This is a genomic window from Rhodobium orientis (assembly GCF_003258835.1).
Lineage (GTDB): Bacteria > Pseudomonadota > Alphaproteobacteria > Rhizobiales > Rhodobiaceae > Rhodobium > Rhodobium orientis.
Window position 1 is genome coordinate 25,676 of the sequence record NZ_NPEV01000038.1, and the last position, 18,002, is coordinate 43,677.

An 18,002-nucleotide genomic window follows, 5' to 3' on the forward strand; every position below is an offset into this window, starting at 1 on the left:
GATTCCAGGCGCCGCAATCAGCAATAGTGATGTTCTCACGCTACAGGCGATGTCCGATACGGCGGCGTAGCGAGCACAGGACGGGACGGGGGAAACGAGCCATGACGACGACGCGAGGCCGGCTGACCGGCCGCTTTCTTTCATGCGCCCTTGCGGCTTCGCTCTGCGCAGCATCGCCGGCATTCGCGGCGGATTTCGCGACCGAAGGCGCCGCTCCGCCCCCCGCGGAAGAGACCCTTCCCGGCTGGCAGTTCACCATCGCCCCCTATTTCTGGGGCGCGGGCGTCACGGGCGACATCGCGCAGTTCGGGCTGCCGACCACCCGCATCGACCAGTCGTTCAGCGAAATCCTCGATTCCCTGGAGTTCGCCGGCATGATCGTCGGCGAGGCGCGCTACGGGCCTTACAGCGTCTCGACCGATCTCAGCTATGTGCAGACCTCGGAGAGCGAACGCACCCCGCTCGGCCTCCTCGCCCGGCGGGTCCGGGTCACCAGCAAGTCCCTCAGATGGGCGACGCTTGCCGGCTATACGGTCTATGAGGACGCGCGTATCAGGCTCGATGCCAAGGCCGGCGTACAGCTTTCCCAGGTGGAGACGCGGATCAGGGTTTCCGGCGGCCTCCTCGGCACCCGGACCCGGACCGACGACGCGACGTGGGTCGATGGCCTCGCCGGCCTCCGAGCCCGGATCGCCCTCAGCGAGAGATTCTATCTGACCGCCTGGGGCTATGCCGGTGCCGGCGGGTCCGATTTCGCCTGGGATGCGCTCGCCGGCGCGGGCTACAATTTCACGCCGAACACCTCGGCCTTTCTCGGCTACCGCGGCAACGGCGTCGACTACCGCGACGGCGGCTTCGTCTATGACGTCGTCCAGCACGGCCCGGTCGCCGGCCTCGTCTTCCGGTTCTAGAGCGTTTCGGTAATCGCGCGAGACACTCTAGAATTTCTCAGCCTCGCCCCGAAGCGACCTAGAGAAAAACCTGATCGGGCATTTGCTTGGCGTAGTTCCATTCCAGCCGGACCCCGGCGGACTGGCCGCGGCGCCAGACGATGACGCCTTTGACCGGCCGGTTGAGGGCGGCGATCTTGATGCAGACCTCGTCCGGCAGCGTATGCGGGTCGGGGATCTGCAGGCGGCAGCCGGACTGGCTGGCATTGGTGATCACGACGTCCTGGCGCCAGGTGATGTCGCGGTCGGAGACGATGGCCTTGATGTTGACGTCGACGCGCTTTTCCTTGCGCTTGTCGTTGGCCGGCTGGGCGTCCCAGACGAAATTGACGCCGATCGCCCGGTCCTTGCGCCAGGCGATGCGGCCGTTCAGCATCTGCTCGAAATTGTCGAACTGCAGGCTGACATCCGTCGACAGCGGCAGCGGTTTCAGCAGTTCGAGCCGGCAGCCGGACTTGGAAATGTTGCGGACCTTCGCCCGGACGCTACGCAGATTGGAGCGGTCCAGGACGGACACCGGGAAAGGCGATGTGGAAATGCGTGGGCTGCCGCGCTGTTCCAACATTCTTGGTCTTCACATGCTTCAGAGAAATGTCAGTTACTTGTAACACCAGTGCATTTAAAAATGTATAAACTGAATCTCCGTGCGCCGGACTACAAAAGCGATTTTTTAGGCGCCGACTCCGAAGATCTTAAGCTTTCCAGTCCGTAAAGGTGATTTTTCAACTTTTCTCGATTGATCGCGCTCGCGAGAACGCCCCATTTTATTCCGGTTATTGCATACAACCGGTCGACTAACTTGGTAATTCTAACAGGCTGGCAATGGTTACATCTGCGACGGCAACAGCAGGACCAGCACCGGGAAGGCCAGGATCAGGCCGATACGGACGAAATCGACGGCAACGAACGGCAAGAGCCCGGAGAAGATGGTCCTTAGGCTGACGTCGCGGGTCACCGATTTCAGTACGAAGGCGTTCATGCCGACCGGCGGAGTGATGTAGCTGACCTCGGTGACGATGACGACGAAGATGCCGAACCAGATGAGGTCGAAGCCGGCCGCCTCCACCACCGGATAGAAGATCGGCACGGTCAGCGTGATCATCGACAACCCTTCCAGCAGGCAGCCGAGGACCACGTAGATCATCAGGATGACGAGGATGATGGCGTAGGGGTCGGAGCCGAAGATCGTCAGCGCGTCCTGCAGGTCGCGGGTCATGCCGGACAGGTTCACATAGTTGGTGAACGTCAGCGCGCCGAACAGGATGAAGAACATCATCGCGGTCGTCTTGGCGGTCTCGTAGAGCGTGCGGAAGGTGTCGATGAGCCGGAACCGGCCCTGCAGGAACGACAGCACCATGGCACCGGCGGCCCCCATGCCGGCGGATTCCGTCGGCGTGAAGACGCCGAAATAGATGCCGCCCATGACGAAGGCAAAGAGCAGGAGCGCGCCCGCCGTGCCCTTCAGCGCCCGGATGCGATCGATCAGCGGCAGCTTCGGCTCGGTCGGCAGGGTGACGCCGCGGATTCGGACCGAGATCATCACCGCGACGATGTAGCCGGCGATGCCGATCAGGCCCGGCACGAGGCCGGCGAGGAACAGCTTGCCGATGTCCTGCTGCGTCATGATTCCGTAGAAGACGAGGATCACCGACGGCGGGATGAGGATGCCGAGGGTGCCGCCGGCGGCGATCGAGGCCGTCGACAGCCCGTCCGGATAGCCGTAGCGGCGCATCGAGGGCAGCGAGATCTTCGACATGGTCGCCGCGGTTGCCAGCGACGAGCCGCAGACGGAGGAGAACCCGCCGCAGGCGATCACGGTCGCCATGGCCAGGCCGCCGCGGCGATGGCGCAGCCAGGCATTGGCGGCGTTGTAGAGGTTTTCCGCAATGCCGGACTGGACGACGAAATTCCCCATCATCAGGAACAGCGGCAGGATCGACAGGGAATAGGTGCGGCTGTTGTCGAAGAAGGTCTGGCCGAGCAGCGTCAGCGCCGGCTCCAGCCCGATGATGGAGACGACGCCGACCGTGCCGACCAGCGCCAGGGCAAAGGAGATCGGCACGCCGAGGAGCATCAAGGCAAAAAGGACAAGGCTACCGATCGGCCAGCTCATGGCGTCGTTTCCAGGCGTTCGGCTTCGCTGCGGCGTCAGCCGGAGCGTGCCGTCAGCGCATTCCTGAGAGTGATGAGGGCGGCAGCCGCCGTACAGGCCGCGCACAGGAAGGTCAATGGCGCGACGGGCAGGCGCAGGCTCACCGTCACCTCGTGATAGCCGGCGATCGCCTCACCATAGACGGCGAGCCGCCAGGCGACGACGGCAAGCACCGCCGCCGAGGCGAGATTGACGACGACGAGCCGGGCCGGGTGCACCCACGCCGGCATGTGCTCCACCGCAAGGTCGATGGTGACGTGCTGGTCGTCGAGGCAGACGGCCGGCAGGCCGATGAAGATGACCGCGGCAAGCAGCAGGCCGGTGATCTCCGTCGCCCCCTGCAGCGGGCTGTCGAGCAGGTAGCGGCCGGCGACGTCGATGACCGTGACCAGCATCAACGCCACCAGCAGCACGCCGCAGATCGCGGCCAGCGCCTTGTGCACCGGCGTCATCGGGGCTGACGTGGCCATGGTGCCCGGTCCAAGGGGGCGGACGTCCGGCGCCCGCCCCGTATCCGGCGCCTCAAACCGGCTCATTCGCCGCTCGATTCCTTGTCGATCTCCTGCATCAGCATGTCGACGGCGGCCTCCACGTCGATGCCGGTCTCTGCCGCCTCGGCGAGCTTGGCGTCGACCACCGGATCGAGCTTGTCCGTAATCGCCTCGACCTGGGCGTCGCTCGCCTCCAGGATCTTGATCTTGCCGTCCATGGCCTTGCGGCCGGCATCGTCGGCATCGTCCCACATCTTGCCGGCAAGGCGTGCCAGGGCCTCGCCGGAGACCTTTTCGATGGCGGCCTTGTCCGCGTCGGACAGGCTCTCCCACTTGGCCTTGTTCATGACGACGAAGAAGGAGGTGTTGTAGAGGCCGCCGGGGACCGTCAGGGCGGTATCCAGCAGCGGGATCAGCTTGAAGAAGGCAACGGACTCGAACGGAAACAGGATGCCGTCGGCGACGCCGGCGGACAGCAGTTCGTAGGTCTTGGACGACGGCCCCTCGACCGGCACGGTGCCGAGCGCCTTGGCGATCTCGCTGACGATGCCGCCGCCGACGCGCATCTTGGCGCCCTCGATGCCGGCCATGGTGGCAAGGTTGCGGTCCTTGGCGAAGATGACGCCCGGCCCGTGGGTGAAGACGCCGAGCACCTTGACCTGGTCGTACTCGCCGGCATCGCGCAGCATTGTGTCGAAGACGCGCCAGTAGGCGACGGAAATCGGCTCGGCGCGGTCGCCGAGGAACGGGATTTCGGCGATGTTCTTGGTCTTGAAGCGGCCCGGATTGTAGCCCTGGACGCCATAGGTGATGTCGGCAACGCCGTTGACGGCGAAATCGAAATGGGCGGCCGGCGGCCCGAGCGGCGCCGGCAGGATGTTGACCGTGACCCGGCCCTCGGTCGCCTCCTCGATCGACTTTGCGTAGGGCACCATGGCGTTCTTCATCAAGGGATGGGCCATCGGCAGCCAGTTGGCCATGGTCAGCGTGGTCTCGGCGGCGGCCGCCGGAAGCGACAGGGCGCCGCTCGCCAGGGTGCCGGCCGTCAGGACGCCGGCAATGAGGCGCGAAAGGTCTCGAAAGTGCATTTCAAATGCTCCTTTACTGGACAGGGTGCTTTTCTGATGGGGCCGCCTGTTGATTTTGCCGGCAAGCGGCCAATTTTCGAAGGAAGGGGTCGATTTTCCGAAGGGGCGGAAGGATTTACCCCGCCCCGCAGCCCGCCGCAGCAGCGTTCTCTTGCACCGGATGCCGCGCACAACTCCAGGACGATGTCGCCCATGTCCTTTCCCGACGTGCAAAAACCCGCAAGGGACGAGCCGCCTTTCCAAAAAGCGGACTGGCCGTTCTACTGGATCACCCAGGTGTCGGCCCGCTACTACCAACTGATGGAGAAGTCGCTGAAGCCGATGGGGCTGGACGTCGCCCAATGGCGGGTGCTGATGTCGCTTTACGAGGGTGATGCCCTCAGCATCAGCGAGATCGCCGACTTCTGCATCATCAAGCTGAACACGACCACCAAGATCATCCAGCGGATGACGGCCGAGGGGCTCGTCACCTGCCGGCCGCGCAAGACCGACGGCCGGGTGACGGAGGTGTTGATCACGGACAAGGGCAACCGGCTGCGGCGCCAGGGGCGGAGCGTCGCGAACGGCATCTTCGAACGGTCGTTCGCCTCGCTCGGCGGCGAGGATATTCGGATGCTGAACCATATGCTGGAGCAGGTCTTTCACAACCTGGACGCCGACTAGGGTCCGTTGACGATCATCGCACGGGCTGCGTTGGCCGCACGCGGCGGCAAGCTTCGCCCGTTTCCCGCCCGACATCAAGCCGGCCCTCCGCCCCGGCCGCCCGGTTGAGGCGGCACCGCGCAGCAGTGGATGCGGCGCCCCACGTGCCGGGCGTCAGCCCTGTGCCAGGTGGGTGCGCGGATCGGGAATGACGACGATCTTGGCGCCCGGCTGGACCCGGTTGTAGAGGTCGATCACGTCCTGGTTCCACAGCCGGATGCAGCCCGACGAGACGGCGCGCCCGATGGAGTTCTGCTGGTTGGTGCCGTGGATGCGGTAGAGTGTGTCCTTGCCGTCCTCGAAGATGTAGAGGGCGCGGGCACCGAGCGGATTGTCGAGGCCCGGGTCCATGCCGTCCTCATATTTGGCGAGCCGCGGCTGGCGCTGGATCATCTCCTTGGGCGGCGTCCATTTCGGCCATTTCTGCTTCCACGCGACCTTGGCCGAGCCGGACCAGGAAAAGCCCGCCTTGCCGACGCCAATGCCGTAACGGATGGCCTTGCCGCGCGGCAGCACCAGGTAGAGGAACTTGTTCGGGGTGTCGACGATCAGCGTGCCCGGCTTTTCTTCGGTCTCGTAGCGTACGACCTGGCGCTGGAACTGGCGCGGCGTTCCGCCGGTGCGGATCGCCGGCAGTTCGAAGTCCTCGTCGATCCGGGCGGTGTACATGTCCGGGCCGAAGTCGAGCCCGGCGACCAGAGCGGGGTGATAGGTGCCGACGGTCTGGCAGCCGGCAAGGACACCGGCAAGCGACAGCGCGGCGATCCCCGTCCGGAGCCACGAGGGCACCGCTCCAAGGCTGCGGAAGTGGAACGATTTCGTCACCTGACCGGTCTCCGTCTGGGGAAGGTCGGCGGGCCTTGCCCAAACCGACATGGATGGGAGTACTTATCTCCACCCGCGCGCCGGGGCAATTCACATTAAGAACAGGCCGGGAGACTGTTGCCGCGCGGCAACGGACCGCCGTTCGGCCAAGGGCGCGTGGAGCGGACTGGAGATCGGCCCGCGGCCGCCCGTTCTCTATTCGTTCGATTATACCTTTTGTTTTCCGTACAAATTGAAAGCGTTCCAGAGAGTGTCCGTTAACCTTTTGCGTTATCGAAATATTTGACAGAACCGGTGCATTCTTTTCCGCGAAAAAGCCGCAACGGGCGGGGAGCCGGCGGCGATAGGAAACGAGAATGTTCTGGCATCATCACAAAGACGCTCTGGTCCGCCATGCAAGGCGGTTCGCGGTCGACACGAACGGAAACTTCGCGGTCATCTTCGCCGCCTGCCTGCTGCCGCTCCTGTTGATGATCGGCATGGCGACGGACTACACCTACGCGAGCCGGGTGCGGAACGACCTGCAGGTCGCCGTCGACGCGGCGACCCTTGCTGCGACCAAGGCGGCGAGCGCCGGCGAGACCGATCTCGCCGAGCTGAAGCGGGTCGCCGACCAGTCTCTCCGCGCCAACTTCACGGGCAGCGAAGCCAACGACATCGAAACCGTCGTCACCTTCGATTCGGAGACCGGTGCGGTAAAGGTGGTGGCGACGACCAAGACCAAGACCGCTTTCATGAAGCTTGCCCATTTCGACACGCTCGACGTCCAGGTCGAGGCGGAAGCCGTCGCCGCCGGCGCCAATGCCGAAGTGGCGATGGTGCTCGACGTCACCGGTTCCATGAGCGGATCGAAAATCTCCAACCTGAAGACGGCGGCCAAGGATCTGGTCGACACGCTGCTGGAGGCCAACGGCGAGGACAAGGGCATCAAGGTCTCCATGGTGCCCTACGCCTATGCGGTGAACATCGGCCAGGCTGCGAAGGGAAAAGTCATCGCGCCGGCCCAAACCGACTGGACCGACTTCCTGGAAAACCTTGCCGACCTTCTCGGCGTCGACCCGGACGACAATAACAACGGCTGGGGCTGGGGCTGGGGTTGGGGTTGGGGCAACAATGAGACCTTCGAGGAACAATACTACGACAAGGTCGAGAACCGGACCGCCTATCGGCAGACCGATCTCTGCGTCACGGAGCGCGCCGGCACCGAGCGGTTCACTGACGGCGACGATCTGTTCAACAGCCCGATCCTCGACATGACGTATACCGACCCCCAATCGTATACCTGTCCGAATGCCGAGGTGGTGCCGCTGACCACCAACCCAACGACCTTGAAGAACAAGATCAATACCCTCAACGCCAGTGGCGGCACGGCCGGCCACATTGGCCTCGCCTGGGGCTGGTACACGATCTCGCCGACCCTGGCCGACATCGTCTGGCCGTCCAACCAGCACTCGCCGGCTCCTTACGAGTCCGACGCTTCGGAAGACGAAAAGACGCTGAAGGTGCTCGTGCTGATGACCGACGGCGAGTTCAACCAGCAATATTTCGGGGCGTCCTCACGCGACCAGGCCCTCGATCTGTGCGACGCCATCAAGGCCGAGGACGTGCTGGTCTACACCGTCGGCTTCCAGGCGCCGAGTTCCGCGCTGCAGATGCTGAAGCAATGCGCCACCAAAACCTCCTACTTCTTCGACGCCAACAGCGGCTCGGAACTGATCGCAGCCTTCAACAAGATCGCCGCGGAAACCAAGAAAATGCGGCTTTCCATGTAGCTGCGGCTCCCTTGCGGAGACGAGGCAACGCGGTTACCGGCGGGCGGGGTTCGAACCCCGCCCGTTTTTTCGCCGGCTATCATTCAGATGGTGATGTCGAGAAACCGGCCCGGTGCGAAAGCCTCGGCGGCGTCGCGTTCCGTCGCGGGTGTCGACTGGGCCAGGGCGTTTAGCTCCTGGAGCCTTGCGAGCGGCGCTTCCTCAGGGTCGAAGGGCTTTTGCCGGGCCTCCGCAGGCCGCTCGTCGCCCGGGGCGGTGGCATCTTGCCCGGAGGCTTGCGGCCGGTCCGCCTCGGCGGGGCCTTCGGATGCCTGCAGCGCCCGCAATTCGGCCTGCAGTTCCTTGACCTTTTCCTTTGCGTCTTCCTTGTCGCCCTCGCAGGTCGCGCATTGCGCCTCGGTCTGCGCGGACGTGATCTCGGCCGTGACGCGGGCGATTTCCCGGGCCGTGTCCGATTGCTCGCCGCCGCTTTGCTGTGGGAAGCTGGCGGATGTAAAAGCAGCGGAAGATAGAGCGCCCAGGTCCATGGCTGCCGGTTCAAACTCGGTTCGTACACGCTTGGTAGTCATCGGGCCGGACGCGGCATTGCCCGGCGGAACGACATGCAAGTCTAGCGGGCAAGACTTAACGAAATGCAGCAACGGCGCCCGCCGAGCCGCGGCGGGCACAACCAAGAGGCCCGAAAACCATGGAAAAGATCCGCTGGGGCATCCTGTCGACGGCAAAGATCGGCCTTGAAAAGGTCATTCCCGCCATCAAGCGCTCGCGCCACGGCGTTGTGGCGGCGATCGCCTCGCGCGCACCCGGCCCGGCCGAGGAAGCGGCAAAGATGCTCGGCATCGAGGCGGCCTACGGCTCCTATGAGGAACTGCTTGCCGACCCGGACATCGACGCGGTCTACAATCCGCTGCCGAATCATCTGCACGTGCCCGTGACGCTGGCGGCCGCCCGCGCCGGCAAGCACGTCCTGTGCGAAAAGCCGATCGCGCTGACGGCGGCCGAGGCCGAGGAGCTGAAGAGCCTGCCGAAGGACCGGCTGGTGATGGAGGCCTTCATGGTGCGCTTCCATCCGCAATGGCTGCGGCTGCGGGACCTGGTACGCTCGGGCGAACTCGGCGAGGTCAAGGCCGTGCAGTCGTTCTTTTCCTATTCCAACCGCAATCCGGACGACATCCGCAACAAGGCCGAGATCGGCGGCGGTGGGCTCTACGACATCGGCTGCTATCCGGTGACGGCCGGCCGCTTCGTGTTCGAGGCCGAGCCGCTGCGCGTCGTCTCGCTGGTCGAGCGGGACCCCGATTTCGGCACCGACCGGCTGACGAGCGCGCTCGTCGATTTCGGCGACGGACGGCGGCTCGACTTCACCGTCTCCACCCAGGCAACGCCGTATCAGCGCGTCCAGGTGGTCGGCACGAAACAGCGGGCCGAGGTGCTGATCCCCTACAACGCGCCGCAGGGCGCGGAGACGCTGCTGCGGCTCGACGACGGCTCAAGGCTCGGCGAAGGCGCCGGCACGCTGGAGACGCTTCCGGCCTCGGACCAGTATGCCGAGGAGGCGGACGCCTTTGCGCTGGCGGTAATGGGCAAGACGGAGCTGCCCTACGGCGTCGACGACGCGATCGCCAACATGCGCGTCCTCGACGCGCTGTTCCGGTCGGAAAAATCCAATGCGTGGGAGACGGTCGGCGGGTAGCGGCACGCGTGTGCCGTCTCCATCATTTTCCCTGCATCACCGCCGTGTCAGGCGTATGGCCCGGCGGTAACGCGCAGTGAATGGCTGTCGGAGCGGATGCGCCTCAATCGTCCATCTTCAGGGCCGCGATGAAGGCGTCCTGCGGGATCTCCACCTTGCCGAACTGGCGCATCCGCTTCTTGCCTTCCTTCTGCTTTTCCAGAAGCTTGCGCTTGCGGGTGGCGTCGCCGCCGTAGCACTTGGCGGTGACGTCCTTGCGCATGGCGGAAATCGTCTCGCGGGCGATCACCTTGGCGCCGATGGCCGCCTGGATCGGGATCTTGAACAGATGCCGCGGGATTAGTTCCTTCAGCTTTTCGCACATTGCGCGGCCGCGCCGGTCCGCCTGGCTGCGGTGGACCAGCATGGACAGCGCGTCGACGGGCTCGCCATTGACGAGGATCGACATCCGGACGAGGTCGCCGACCTGGTATTCGGTCAGGTGATAGTCGAAGGAGGCATAGCCCTTGGAGACCGATTTCAGCCGGTCGTAGAAGTCGAACACCACCTCGTTGAGCGGCAGGTCGTAGACCACCATCGCCCGCGAACCCACATAGGACAGCTCGACCTGGATGCCGCGCCGCTCCTGGCAGAGCTGCAGGATCGCGCCGAGATAGTCGTCGGGCGTCAGGATCGTCGCCCTCAGCCACGGCTCGGCGACTTCCCGGACCTTGACCTCATCCGGCATGTCGGCCGGATTGTGCAGTTCGATCTCGCTGCCGTCGGTCAGCTTGATCCGGTAGACGACCGAGGGCGCGGTGGCGATGAGGTCGAGGTCGAACTCCCGCGACAGCCGCTCCTGGATGATCTCAAGGTGCAGGAGCCCGAGGAAGCCGCAGCGGAACCCGAAGCCGAGCGCGGCCGAGGTCTCCATCTCGTAGGAAAAGCTGGCATCGTTGAGGCGGAGCCGGCCGAGCGCGTCGCGCAGGTCCTCGAAATCGGCCGCATCGACCGGAAACAGCCCGCAGAACACCACGGGCTGCGCCGGCTTGAAGCCCTCCAGCGGCTCCGTGCAGGGGCGCTTTTCCTCGGTGATGGTGTCGCCGACCCGGGTGTCGGCCACCTCCTTGATGGAGGCGATGAGGAAGCCGATCTCGCCCGGGCCGAGGCTGTCGACCGCCAGCATTTTCGGGGAAAAGACGCCGACCTTGTCGATGTCGTAGACGGCGTCCGTGCCGAGCATCTTGATGCGCTGGTCCTTCTTCATCGTGCCGTCGATGATGCGGACGAGGACGACGACGCCGAGATAGGAATCGTACCAGGAATCCACCAGCAGCGCCTTCAGCGGCGCGGCCAGGTCGCCCTTCGGCGCCGGCAGCCGCTCCACGATCGCCTTCAAGACGGCGTCGATGCCGAGGCCGGTCTTGGCCGAGATCTCGATGGCGTCGGAGGCGTCCAGCCCGATCACGTCCTCGATCTGCTCGCGGACCCGGGCCGGCTCCGCCGCCGGCAGGTCGACCTTGTTGAGCACCGGCACGATCTCGTGGTCGTTGTCGATCGCCTGGTAGACATTGGCGAGCGTCTGCGCCTCGACGCCCTGGCTGGCGTCGACGACAAGCAGCGAGCCCTCGCACGCGGCCAGCGACCGGTTCACCTCATATGCGAAGTCGACGTGGCCCGGCGTGTCGATCAGGTTCAGCGTGTAGGTCTTGCCGTCGCTGTGGTCGTAGCGCAGCCGCACCGTCTGCGCCTTGATGGTAATGCCGCGCTCGCGCTCGATGTCCATGGAATCGAGCACCTGCGCCTTCATCTCGCGCTCGGTCAGCCCGCCGGTGACCTGGATCAGCCGGTCGGCAAGGGTCGATTTTCCGTGGTCGATATGGGCAACGATCGAGAAATTGCGGATCGTGTCGAATGTCTGTTCGCTCATGGCGCCGAAATACCACCGCTTTGGGGCATCGCCAAGCGGATAAACGCCTGCCGCGTCCGGCGTTTCGGCGGGCGCGTCCTGGCGCAAGTCCGGTCGATGCCATACGCCAAAGGTTGTATGCCCGGGCCATGCGTACCCGTTGTTCCGCCGCTGAATCCATGATATGCATTAGTCATGCAGAATGATGCGCTTGCGAACCGTCTGTCCGCCCTCGCCACCGCGATCGGCGACGCCACATTGGCCGAAACCGGCGATCTGTCGGAAAGCGCGATCGCGGCGATGATCGCGATCCGCGCCCGCGAGCCGATTTCCATCCAGCACATCGCCGCCGTCGTCGGCCTGACCCATTCGGCGACGGTGCGCCTCGTCGACCGGCTGGAAAAGGACTGGCTGGTCCGGCGCCTGCGCCGCAAGGGCCGCGAGGTGATGGTCGAGACCACAGCCCGCGGCAAGCGCCGGGTCCGCGACCTGCAGGCGCGCCGGGGCGAGATCATCGCGGGCCTCGCCGCCGACCTCTCGCCCGACGAAGCGGCGACGCTTGCCGGCCTCATCGACCGCCTGCTTACTGCGGCCGTCGACGCCGGCGCCAACCCGCACCGCCTCTGCCGTTTCTGCGACACGGAGGAGGGCGCGGCGATCATGGCCACCCTTGCGCCGGAAGAGGCGGAAGAGGGCTAGCGGAACTCTCCGACCCGCTTGATCCGGTAGAGCGGCTTGCCGAGCACCAGCTCTGCCGCCCGGCCGACGATCCGTGTCGCCTGGGGATGCTGCGCCAACACCGCCTCGTCGACTTTCTCCATCGTGAACCGGTCGGCCTTGAACGTTTCCGGTTGCGCCGTCTCGGCCAGGTGCTGAAGAAAATCCTCGCGCGTCACCAGCGCGCCGTCGAGTTCGACCGCCTTCAGGCTTGCACCGGAAAAATCGGTCTCCGCGATGATCGCATTGCGGAACGAGGTGCCGGAGATCGAGGCGTTCCGGAAGCTGCTGCCGGCGATGACCGTGCCCTCGAACATCATGGCAAGCCCCTCGACGTTGTCGAACTTCGTGTCGATGACGAGGCTGTCGGAAAAGTCGGTGCCCGTCAGGCTCGTCGGCATGATCTCCATCGACGGATCGCCCTGATACGGCTCCGGCAGTGAGTCATAGCGGAGGCCGGAAAAGTCGCAGCGCATCAGCACCGAATTGGTGAAGCGGGCATGCTCCAGCTCCGCCGCGCCGAACTTGGCCTCGTTGAGGGCGAGGAAGCGGAAGCTGGCATAGCGCAGCCGGGCGAAGGAGAAGGACATCAGGTTGAGCACCGGCAGACGCACCTCGGCATAGGAGAAATCCGCGCCGACGAAGCTCAGCCGCTCCGTGTCGTAGATGCCGGAATTGAACAGCATGGAGATCAGCATGCCGCGCTCCGGGCTGACCTCCCGGTCGATAAGGATGCTTTCCGCATTATCCGGGCCGTCGAGGGCGAGGACGGAGGGATCGCCGAGGATCTCCGGCCGGCGGGCGAGCGCCAGCTTGTTGAGGGCCTCCGAATCCCGCACGTCGAACCGCGTGCCCTGCAGGTAGCGATAGGGCCGCACGGCCAGCGAGGCGGCGACCATCCGGCCGCGCAGGCCGACCGAGATTTCATCGAGGGTGAAAACCCGCGCATCCCGGCCGTCCTCCTTTGCCAACGTTTCGGTTTCCTCCGCCAGCGCCACGCCGATTTCAACGAGGCTCGGCAGGATCTCCGCGCTCCGCTGCGCCTCGCTGAGACCGATCTGGGTGGTCAGGAGGTCGTTCTGCTGTTCCAGCCGCGTCGTCTGGATGGCCAGGAGCTCGTTCTGCTGGAAGAGGAGAGCGGTGCCGGCAAGGGCGGCCATGGCCGCGAGCAGCCCGGTGAGCGAGGCGATCAGCCAGCGCCGCGTCGAGATCCAGGCCCAGCGCGCAAAGGCGAGCCGGGTCAGCTCCTCCGCCGAGGAAATGGCGTCGTCGGCGCGCCGGTCGGCGATATGGCGCGCCGCCGCGCCGAGCGGCTCGGCGAACTGTTCCAGCGTCGAGTTGGTGATGCGAAAGACCGCGCCGAGGATCGCTCGGCGAAACAGCAGCAACAGGACGCCGACAAGGCAGACGGCAAAGAGCAGCGCCAGGAGGACGGCGACGACGACGCCCACATGCTGGGTGAGGAACACGTTGCCGATGATGGTCAGCGGAAAGCCGACGCCGATGCCGAGGGCAAAGAGGAAGAGCCCGAGCCCGATCGGTCCGAGCCCTTCCAGCATGGTGCGCGTGCGCGCCGCCCCTGGCGTCTCGCCGGGGATTTCGGTTTCCGGATCGCTCATCGGCGCATGCCCTCCCGTCCCGCAATACTGCCAATGATAACCATATGCAGGGCTGCGGCGGAAGCGCGTCGACCGGCCGGAACGGGAGCCGGCGGTTGACGCCTTGCCGCCGGGCACAATTTCCGGCGTTATAGGGACAAAGCGTTACCGAGGGAGGAGCCGATGACCGAGGAAACCGCACCGGAGACGGCAACGGAAGCGGCAAGCCGCGACGTGCTGGCGATCGCCGAGGGCTGGCGCGCCGAGGGACGGGAGATGGCGCTGGCGACGGTCGTTCAGACCTGGGGCTCGGCGCCGCGCCCGGTCGGCAGCCATCTCGTCATCGATGCCGACGGCAATTTCGAGGGCTCCGTCTCCGGCGGCTGCGTGGAAGGCGCCGTCGTCGCCGAGGCCGTCGACGTCATCGCGGAGGGCAAACCGCGCATGCTGGAATTCGGCGTTGCCGACGAGACCGCCTGGCGCGTCGGGCTCTCCTGCGGTGGGCGCATTTCCGTCTATGTGGAGCGCGTCGACGGGAAATCGTCCTGATGGCCGGTCTTGAGACTCTTGCCGCCTTCGCGCTGGCGACGCTTCTGTTCGCCTATATGCCGGGCCCGGCACTGCTCTACACGACCGCGCGCACGCTCGCCCACGGACGCCGCGCCGGGCTCGCCGCCGCTTTCGGCATCCATATCGGCTGCTATGTCCATGTCTTCGCCGCGACCTTCGGGCTCTCCGCCGTCTTCCTCGTCGTGCCGACGCTCTATCTGGTTCTGAAGCTTGCCGGCGCCGCCTACCTCGTCTGGCTCGGCGTAAAACTGTTTCGCGAGCGCGCGCCCGACACCCAGGTAGCCGACCTGCCGATGCCGCCGCACCATGGCCGCCGCGCCTTTTTCGACAGCGTGTTGGTCGAGGTCTTGAACCCGAAGGTGGCGATTTTCTTCATCGCCTTCCTGCCGCAATTCGTCGACCCGGCAGCAAGCCTGCCCGTCTGGTCCCAGTTCCTCATCCTCGGCATGCTCGTCAACCTGACCTTCAGCTCCGCCGACCTCGTCGCCGTCGTCTTTGCCTCGAGTCTCAAAGAACGGCTGCAGCGCTCGCCGCGCTGGACCGGCCTCGCAAAGAAATTCGGCGGCGCCGTTCTCGTCGGCCTTGGCTTCCGCCTCGCCCTGGAAAGGACCTGAGATGCAGGCCGATCTCCTTGCCGCCCTCAACGAGGAGCGCCGCGCCCGCCGCGCCGTCATCCGGATCGTCGATCTGGATTCCGGCGCCGAGCGGCTGGTGCGCGAGGCCGACGACCTCGGCCGCGATCCGCTCGAAGTCGACCTTGCCGCCCGTTTCCGCTCCGGCAAGTCCGGCACGGTGGAGACGGAGGACGGCGCCCGGCTGTTCCTCAACGTCCACGTGCCGCCGCCGCGCATCGTCGCCATCGGCGCCGTGCACATTACCCAGGCGCTCGCGCCGATGGCCGCCATTGCCGGCTTCGACCTCGTCGTCGTCGATCCGCGCACGGCCTTTGCGACGCCGGAGCGTTTCCCCGACGCGCGGCTGCTCGCCGAATGGCCGGACACGGTGATGGAGGAGCTGGCCTTCGACGCCTACACCGCGCTCGTTGCCGTCACCCACGATCCCAAGATCGACGACACGCCGCTGATCGCCGCCCTGAACAAGGGCTGCTTCTATGTCGGCGCGCTCGGCAGCCGCAAGACCCACGCCAAGCGCGTCGAACGCCTGACGGAAGCCGGGCTCGACGAGGAAACCATTGCCCGCATCAAGGCGCCCATCGGGCTAGACATCGGCGCGGCGAGCCCGGCGGAAATCGCCGTTTCCATCCTCGCCCAGATCATCGAGTCCCTCAGGCGAAAACCGGAGGCGCCGGCGTGAAATTCGGCCCGGTACCGCTAGCAGACGCCGAAGGCGCGATCCTCGCCCACAGCGTGATCCTTGACGGCGGCAAGATTGCCAAGGGCACGGTCCTCGGCGCGGACGAGATCGCCCGGCTGGGCGAAGCGGGCCATGACGCGGTCATCGTCGCCCGGCTGGAAGACGGCGACATCGGCGAGGACGCGGCCGCCGAGGCGCTGGGGAAGGCGCTGACAGGTCATGGTGTGACGGCCGAGCCCGCCTTCACTGGCCGCGGCAATCTCTTTGCCGAGGCGGCAGGAATCTTTGCCGTCGACCGGGCGACGATCGACGACCTCAACCGGCTCGATCCGGGCCTCACCCTTGCGACGCTTCCCGCCTTTTCGCCGGTCGAGGCCCGGCGCATGGTCGCGACGGTCAAGATCATCCCCTATGCCGTGCCGAAGGCGGCGCTCGACGCCGCCCTTGCCCTCGTCGCCGAGCGCGGCCCGGTCCTCAGCCTCCATCCCTATCGGGTCAAACGCGTCGCCGTCGTCTCGACCCTCCTGCCGGGGTTAAAGGAAAAGGTCGTCGACAAGACCCTCAGAATCCTCGCCGACCGGCTGGCGCCCGCCTGCGCTGAGATCGTCGCCGAGGAGCGCGTCGCCCATGACGCGGAGGCCGTCGCCGCTGCGATCGCGCGGCTGGCACCTGAGGCCGAGCTGTTGATCCTCTTCGGCGCCTCCGCCGTCGCCGACCGGCACGACGTGCTGCCGACCGCCATCGAGCAGGCGGGCGGCGCGGTCTCCCATTTCGGCATGCCGGTCGATCCCGGCAATCTGCTTCTGGTCGGCCGGTTTGGCGACGTGCCCGTCATTGGTGCGCCCGGCTGCGCCCGCAGCCCGCGGGAAAACGGCTTCGACTGGGTGCTTGCGCGGCTTCTTGCCGGCCTTCAGGTGACGCCGGACGACATCACCGGCATGGGCGTCGGCGGCCTCCTGATGGAGATCGTCTCTAGGCCGCAGCCGCGCGAGGGACCGGTCGCGGAGCCCGGCGAAAAGGCCCCCGAAGTCGCTGCCCTTATCCTCGCCGCCGGCCGCGCCGCGCGCATGGGCGGGCCGAACAAGCTGCTCGCCACTGTCGACGGCACGCCGCTTGTCGCCCATGCGGCAAAGGCCGCGAGCGACAGCCGGGCTTCCTCCGTCACCGCCGTCACTGGCCATCGCGCCGAAGAAGTCGATGCGATTTTGAAAGAGAGCGATATCCGGATCATCCATAATCCCGACTATATGAAAGGTCTCTCATCGTCCCTTGCGGCGGGCATCAAAGCCCTGCCGGAGACGGCCGATGCCGTCCTTGTGCTCCTGGCCGATATGCCGAGAGTGACGGCCGAAACCCTCGATCGGCTGATTGCCGCCTTCGATCCCGAAGCAGGCGCCCACATCGTCGTTCCGACCTCCGGCGGCAAGCGCGGCAACCCGGTGCTGTGGTCGCGCCGCTACTTTGAGGCGCTGTCGTCGATCACCGGCGACGTCGGCGCCCGCCACCTCATCGGCGAAAATGCGGACGCGGTCGTCGAAGTGGAGATCGGCGCAGAGGTCGCCCTCGACCTCGACACGCCGGAAGCGTTGGCCGCCATCGGTGGCCGGCTGCCGGAAGAGGGCACACCGGTCAACGACAACGACCGAAAGACAACGGGGAGGGGGGAATGAGCCCCATTCGGTGTCGCGATCGTTGCTGGCGCCAGTCCTTAGAAGAGTTTCTTCAAGAAATGTTAAAACAAGTTGCGACCCTCAATATTGAGAAATTATTTGGGAGATGATTTTTTGAAAAATACTAAAAAGATTTCATATATAATTTTCTTTATTTTAATATCACTAACCATAGCTGTGCTCTCCTATTTTCTGACCAAAGAAATAATAATCAAAAGAAACAATGAGGCGTTAACAAGAAAAATACTGAACCTCGGACCCAAGCCAACACCCTTGCAGAGTTTGTTCCCCGATATTGAGTGGGACGAATTTTGCAGAATTGGAGGATATAGTATTATTTCAATAACAATAAAGGCACAATATGATATCGATATAGATAATTATACAATAAAACCAAGAGACTTCGATATTGAAGAAGGGGAGCTTGGTATCGCGTTAATAAATCATAGCCGTGAAGTCATTTATACGTACAAAATTAATAGGGTAGAAATTTCCAGTATTTCGGGGCCGGATTGCCTTTCGAAAAGAACTTCAAACGTACGGCTAATACGAAGAAAGAAAGATAAGCCTCG

17 protein-coding genes are annotated in these 18,002 nt (G+C 64.8%); 9 read left to right on the forward strand and 8 right to left on the reverse strand.

Annotated elements, in window-relative coordinates; translation table 11 throughout:
• Nucleotides 1-101: 101 nt before the first annotated feature.
• Nucleotides 102-911, forward strand: coding sequence for an outer membrane protein (locus CH339_RS16175; protein ID WP_111435407.1), 810 nt, complete (start codon nt 102-104; stop codon nt 909-911).
• A 58-nt stretch (nt 912-969) separates the two neighbouring features.
• Here the strand turns inward: CH339_RS16175 and CH339_RS16180 are convergent, their stop codons facing one another.
• The 4 genes from CH339_RS16180 to CH339_RS16195 form a co-directional block, all read right to left on the reverse strand.
• Nucleotides 970-1,515, reverse strand: a complete 546-nt coding sequence (locus CH339_RS16180) for a PilZ domain-containing protein (protein ID WP_111435408.1) — start codon at nt 1,513-1,515, stop codon at nt 970-972.
• Between the two features lie 261 nt (nt 1,516-1,776).
• On the reverse strand, nt 1,777-3,063 hold the full coding sequence (locus CH339_RS16185) for a TRAP transporter large permease (protein ID WP_111435409.1): 1,287 nt from the start codon (nt 3,061-3,063) through the stop codon (nt 1,777-1,779).
• Nucleotides 3,064-3,098: 35 nt separating this feature from the next.
• Entirely contained in the window at nt 3,099-3,572 is a 474-nt protein-coding gene (locus CH339_RS16190; protein ID WP_111435410.1) for a TRAP transporter small permease, read from the reverse strand.
• 62 nt (nt 3,573-3,634) lie between these two features.
• Entirely contained in the window at nt 3,635-4,681 is a 1,047-nt protein-coding gene (locus CH339_RS16195; protein ID WP_111435411.1) for a TRAP transporter substrate-binding protein, read from the reverse strand.
• Between the two features lie 192 nt (nt 4,682-4,873).
• On the opposite strand from CH339_RS16195, the gene CH339_RS16200 reads away from it, so the two are divergent.
• A complete protein-coding gene (locus tag CH339_RS16200) occupies nt 4,874-5,344 on the forward strand; it encodes a MarR family winged helix-turn-helix transcriptional regulator (RefSeq protein ID WP_111435435.1) in 471 nt (156 codons plus the stop codon).
• 153 nt (nt 5,345-5,497) lie between these two features.
• On the opposite strand, the gene CH339_RS16205 is transcribed toward CH339_RS16200, so the two are convergent.
• Nucleotides 5,498-6,172, reverse strand: a complete 675-nt coding sequence (locus CH339_RS16205; RefSeq protein WP_245408158.1) for a L,D-transpeptidase — start codon at nt 6,170-6,172, stop codon at nt 5,498-5,500.
• A 392-nt stretch (nt 6,173-6,564) separates the two neighbouring features.
• Here CH339_RS16205 and CH339_RS16210 point away from each other — a divergent pair, with 392 nt between their 5' ends.
• The gene (locus CH339_RS16210; RefSeq protein ID WP_111435413.1) at nt 6,565-7,980 is read left to right on the forward strand and encodes a pilus assembly protein; all 1,416 of its coding nucleotides are present in this window, start codon (nt 6,565-6,567) and stop codon (nt 7,978-7,980) included.
• A gap of 83 nt (nt 7,981-8,063) precedes the next feature.
• Here CH339_RS16210 and CH339_RS16215 read toward each other — a convergent pair whose 3' ends face one another.
• On the reverse strand, nt 8,064-8,549 hold the full coding sequence (locus CH339_RS16215; protein ID WP_146610213.1) for a hypothetical protein: 486 nt from the start codon (nt 8,547-8,549) through the stop codon (nt 8,064-8,066).
• A gap of 119 nt (nt 8,550-8,668) precedes the next feature.
• On the opposite strand from CH339_RS16215, the gene CH339_RS16220 reads away from it, so the two are divergent.
• Nucleotides 8,669-9,673 carry a Gfo/Idh/MocA family protein gene (locus tag CH339_RS16220; RefSeq protein WP_111435415.1) on the forward strand — a complete coding sequence of 335 codons (1,005 nt, stop codon included), beginning with the start codon at nt 8,669-8,671 and terminating at the stop codon, nt 9,671-9,673.
• Between the two features lie 103 nt (nt 9,674-9,776).
• On the opposite strand, the gene lepA is transcribed toward CH339_RS16220, so the two are convergent.
• Nucleotides 9,777-11,582 (reverse strand): translation elongation factor 4, encoded by a 1,806-nt coding sequence (gene lepA / locus CH339_RS16225; RefSeq protein ID WP_111435436.1) that lies wholly within the window; start codon nt 11,580-11,582, stop codon nt 9,777-9,779.
• 174 nt (nt 11,583-11,756) lie between these two features.
• Here lepA and CH339_RS16230 point away from each other — a divergent pair, with 174 nt between their 5' ends.
• Nucleotides 11,757-12,260, forward strand: a complete 504-nt coding sequence (locus CH339_RS16230) for a MarR family winged helix-turn-helix transcriptional regulator (protein WP_111435416.1) — start codon at nt 11,757-11,759, stop codon at nt 12,258-12,260.
• On the opposite strand, the gene CH339_RS16235 is transcribed toward CH339_RS16230, so the two are convergent.
• Nucleotides 12,257-13,897: a pentapeptide repeat-containing protein gene (locus tag CH339_RS16235; RefSeq protein WP_111435417.1), complete on the reverse strand. Its 1,641-nt coding sequence runs from the start codon at nt 13,895-13,897 to the stop codon at nt 12,257-12,259. The two genes, CH339_RS16230 and CH339_RS16235, sit on opposite strands and share 4 nt — an antisense overlap.
• Before the next feature lie 162 nt (nt 13,898-14,059).
• Here CH339_RS16235 and CH339_RS16240 point away from each other — a divergent pair, with 162 nt between their 5' ends.
• From CH339_RS16240 to CH339_RS16255, 4 genes are read left to right on the forward strand one after another with little or no spacing between them, the layout of a single operon-like run.
• Nucleotides 14,060-14,425 carry an XdhC family protein gene (locus CH339_RS16240; protein ID WP_111435418.1) on the forward strand — a complete coding sequence of 122 codons (366 nt, stop codon included), beginning with the start codon at nt 14,060-14,062 and terminating at the stop codon, nt 14,423-14,425.
• Nucleotides 14,425-15,060 (forward strand): LysE family translocator, encoded by a 636-nt coding sequence (locus CH339_RS16245; protein ID WP_111435419.1) that lies wholly within the window; start codon nt 14,425-14,427, stop codon nt 15,058-15,060. The genes CH339_RS16240 and CH339_RS16245 overlap by 1 nt, the downstream gene beginning before the upstream one ends.
• Nucleotide 15,061: 1 nt before the next feature.
• On the forward strand, nt 15,062-15,760 hold the full coding sequence (locus tag CH339_RS16250; protein WP_111435420.1) for an XdhC family protein: 699 nt from the start codon (nt 15,062-15,064) through the stop codon (nt 15,758-15,760).
• Complete coding sequence (locus tag CH339_RS16255; protein ID WP_111435421.1) at nt 15,757-17,430, forward strand: NTP transferase domain-containing protein; 1,674 nt, start codon at nt 15,757-15,759, stop codon at nt 17,428-17,430. The genes CH339_RS16250 and CH339_RS16255 overlap by 4 nt, the downstream gene beginning before the upstream one ends.
• The last annotated feature ends 572 nt before the right edge of the window (nt 17,431-18,002 follow it).

Excerpts from the sequence above, each read along its gene's own strand:
- CH339_RS16175 (WP_111435407.1), top strand. The coding sequence starts at position 102 with ATGACGACGACGCGAGGCCGGCTGACCGGCCGCTTTCTTTCATGCGCC.
- CH339_RS16180 (WP_111435408.1), bottom strand. The coding sequence starts at position 1,515 with ATGTTGGAACAGCGCGGCAGCCCACGCATTTCCACATCGCCTTTCCCG.
- CH339_RS16185 (WP_111435409.1), bottom strand. The coding sequence starts at position 3,063 with ATGAGCTGGCCGATCGGTAGCCTTGTCCTTTTTGCCTTGATGCTCCTC.
- CH339_RS16190 (WP_111435410.1), bottom strand. The coding sequence starts at position 3,572 with ATGGCCACGTCAGCCCCGATGACGCCGGTGCACAAGGCGCTGGCCGCG.
- CH339_RS16195 (WP_111435411.1), bottom strand. The coding sequence starts at position 4,681 with ATGCACTTTCGAGACCTTTCGCGCCTCATTGCCGGCGTCCTGACGGCC.
- CH339_RS16200 (WP_111435435.1), top strand. The coding sequence starts at position 4,874 with ATGTCCTTTCCCGACGTGCAAAAACCCGCAAGGGACGAGCCGCCTTTC.
- CH339_RS16210 (WP_111435413.1), top strand. The coding sequence starts at position 6,565 with ATGTTCTGGCATCATCACAAAGACGCTCTGGTCCGCCATGCAAGGCGG.
- CH339_RS16215 (WP_146610213.1), bottom strand. The coding sequence starts at position 8,549 with ATGACTACCAAGCGTGTACGAACCGAGTTTGAACCGGCAGCCATGGAC.
- CH339_RS16220 (WP_111435415.1), top strand. The coding sequence starts at position 8,669 with ATGGAAAAGATCCGCTGGGGCATCCTGTCGACGGCAAAGATCGGCCTT.
- lepA (WP_111435436.1), bottom strand. The coding sequence starts at position 11,582 with ATGAGCGAACAGACATTCGACACGATCCGCAATTTCTCGATCGTTGCC.
- CH339_RS16230 (WP_111435416.1), top strand. The coding sequence starts at position 11,757 with ATGCAGAATGATGCGCTTGCGAACCGTCTGTCCGCCCTCGCCACCGCG.
- CH339_RS16235 (WP_111435417.1), bottom strand. The coding sequence starts at position 13,897 with ATGAGCGATCCGGAAACCGAAATCCCCGGCGAGACGCCAGGGGCGGCG.
- CH339_RS16240 (WP_111435418.1), top strand. The coding sequence starts at position 14,060 with ATGACCGAGGAAACCGCACCGGAGACGGCAACGGAAGCGGCAAGCCGC.
- CH339_RS16245 (WP_111435419.1), top strand. The coding sequence starts at position 14,425 with ATGGCCGGTCTTGAGACTCTTGCCGCCTTCGCGCTGGCGACGCTTCTG.
- CH339_RS16250 (WP_111435420.1), top strand. The coding sequence starts at position 15,062 with ATGCAGGCCGATCTCCTTGCCGCCCTCAACGAGGAGCGCCGCGCCCGC.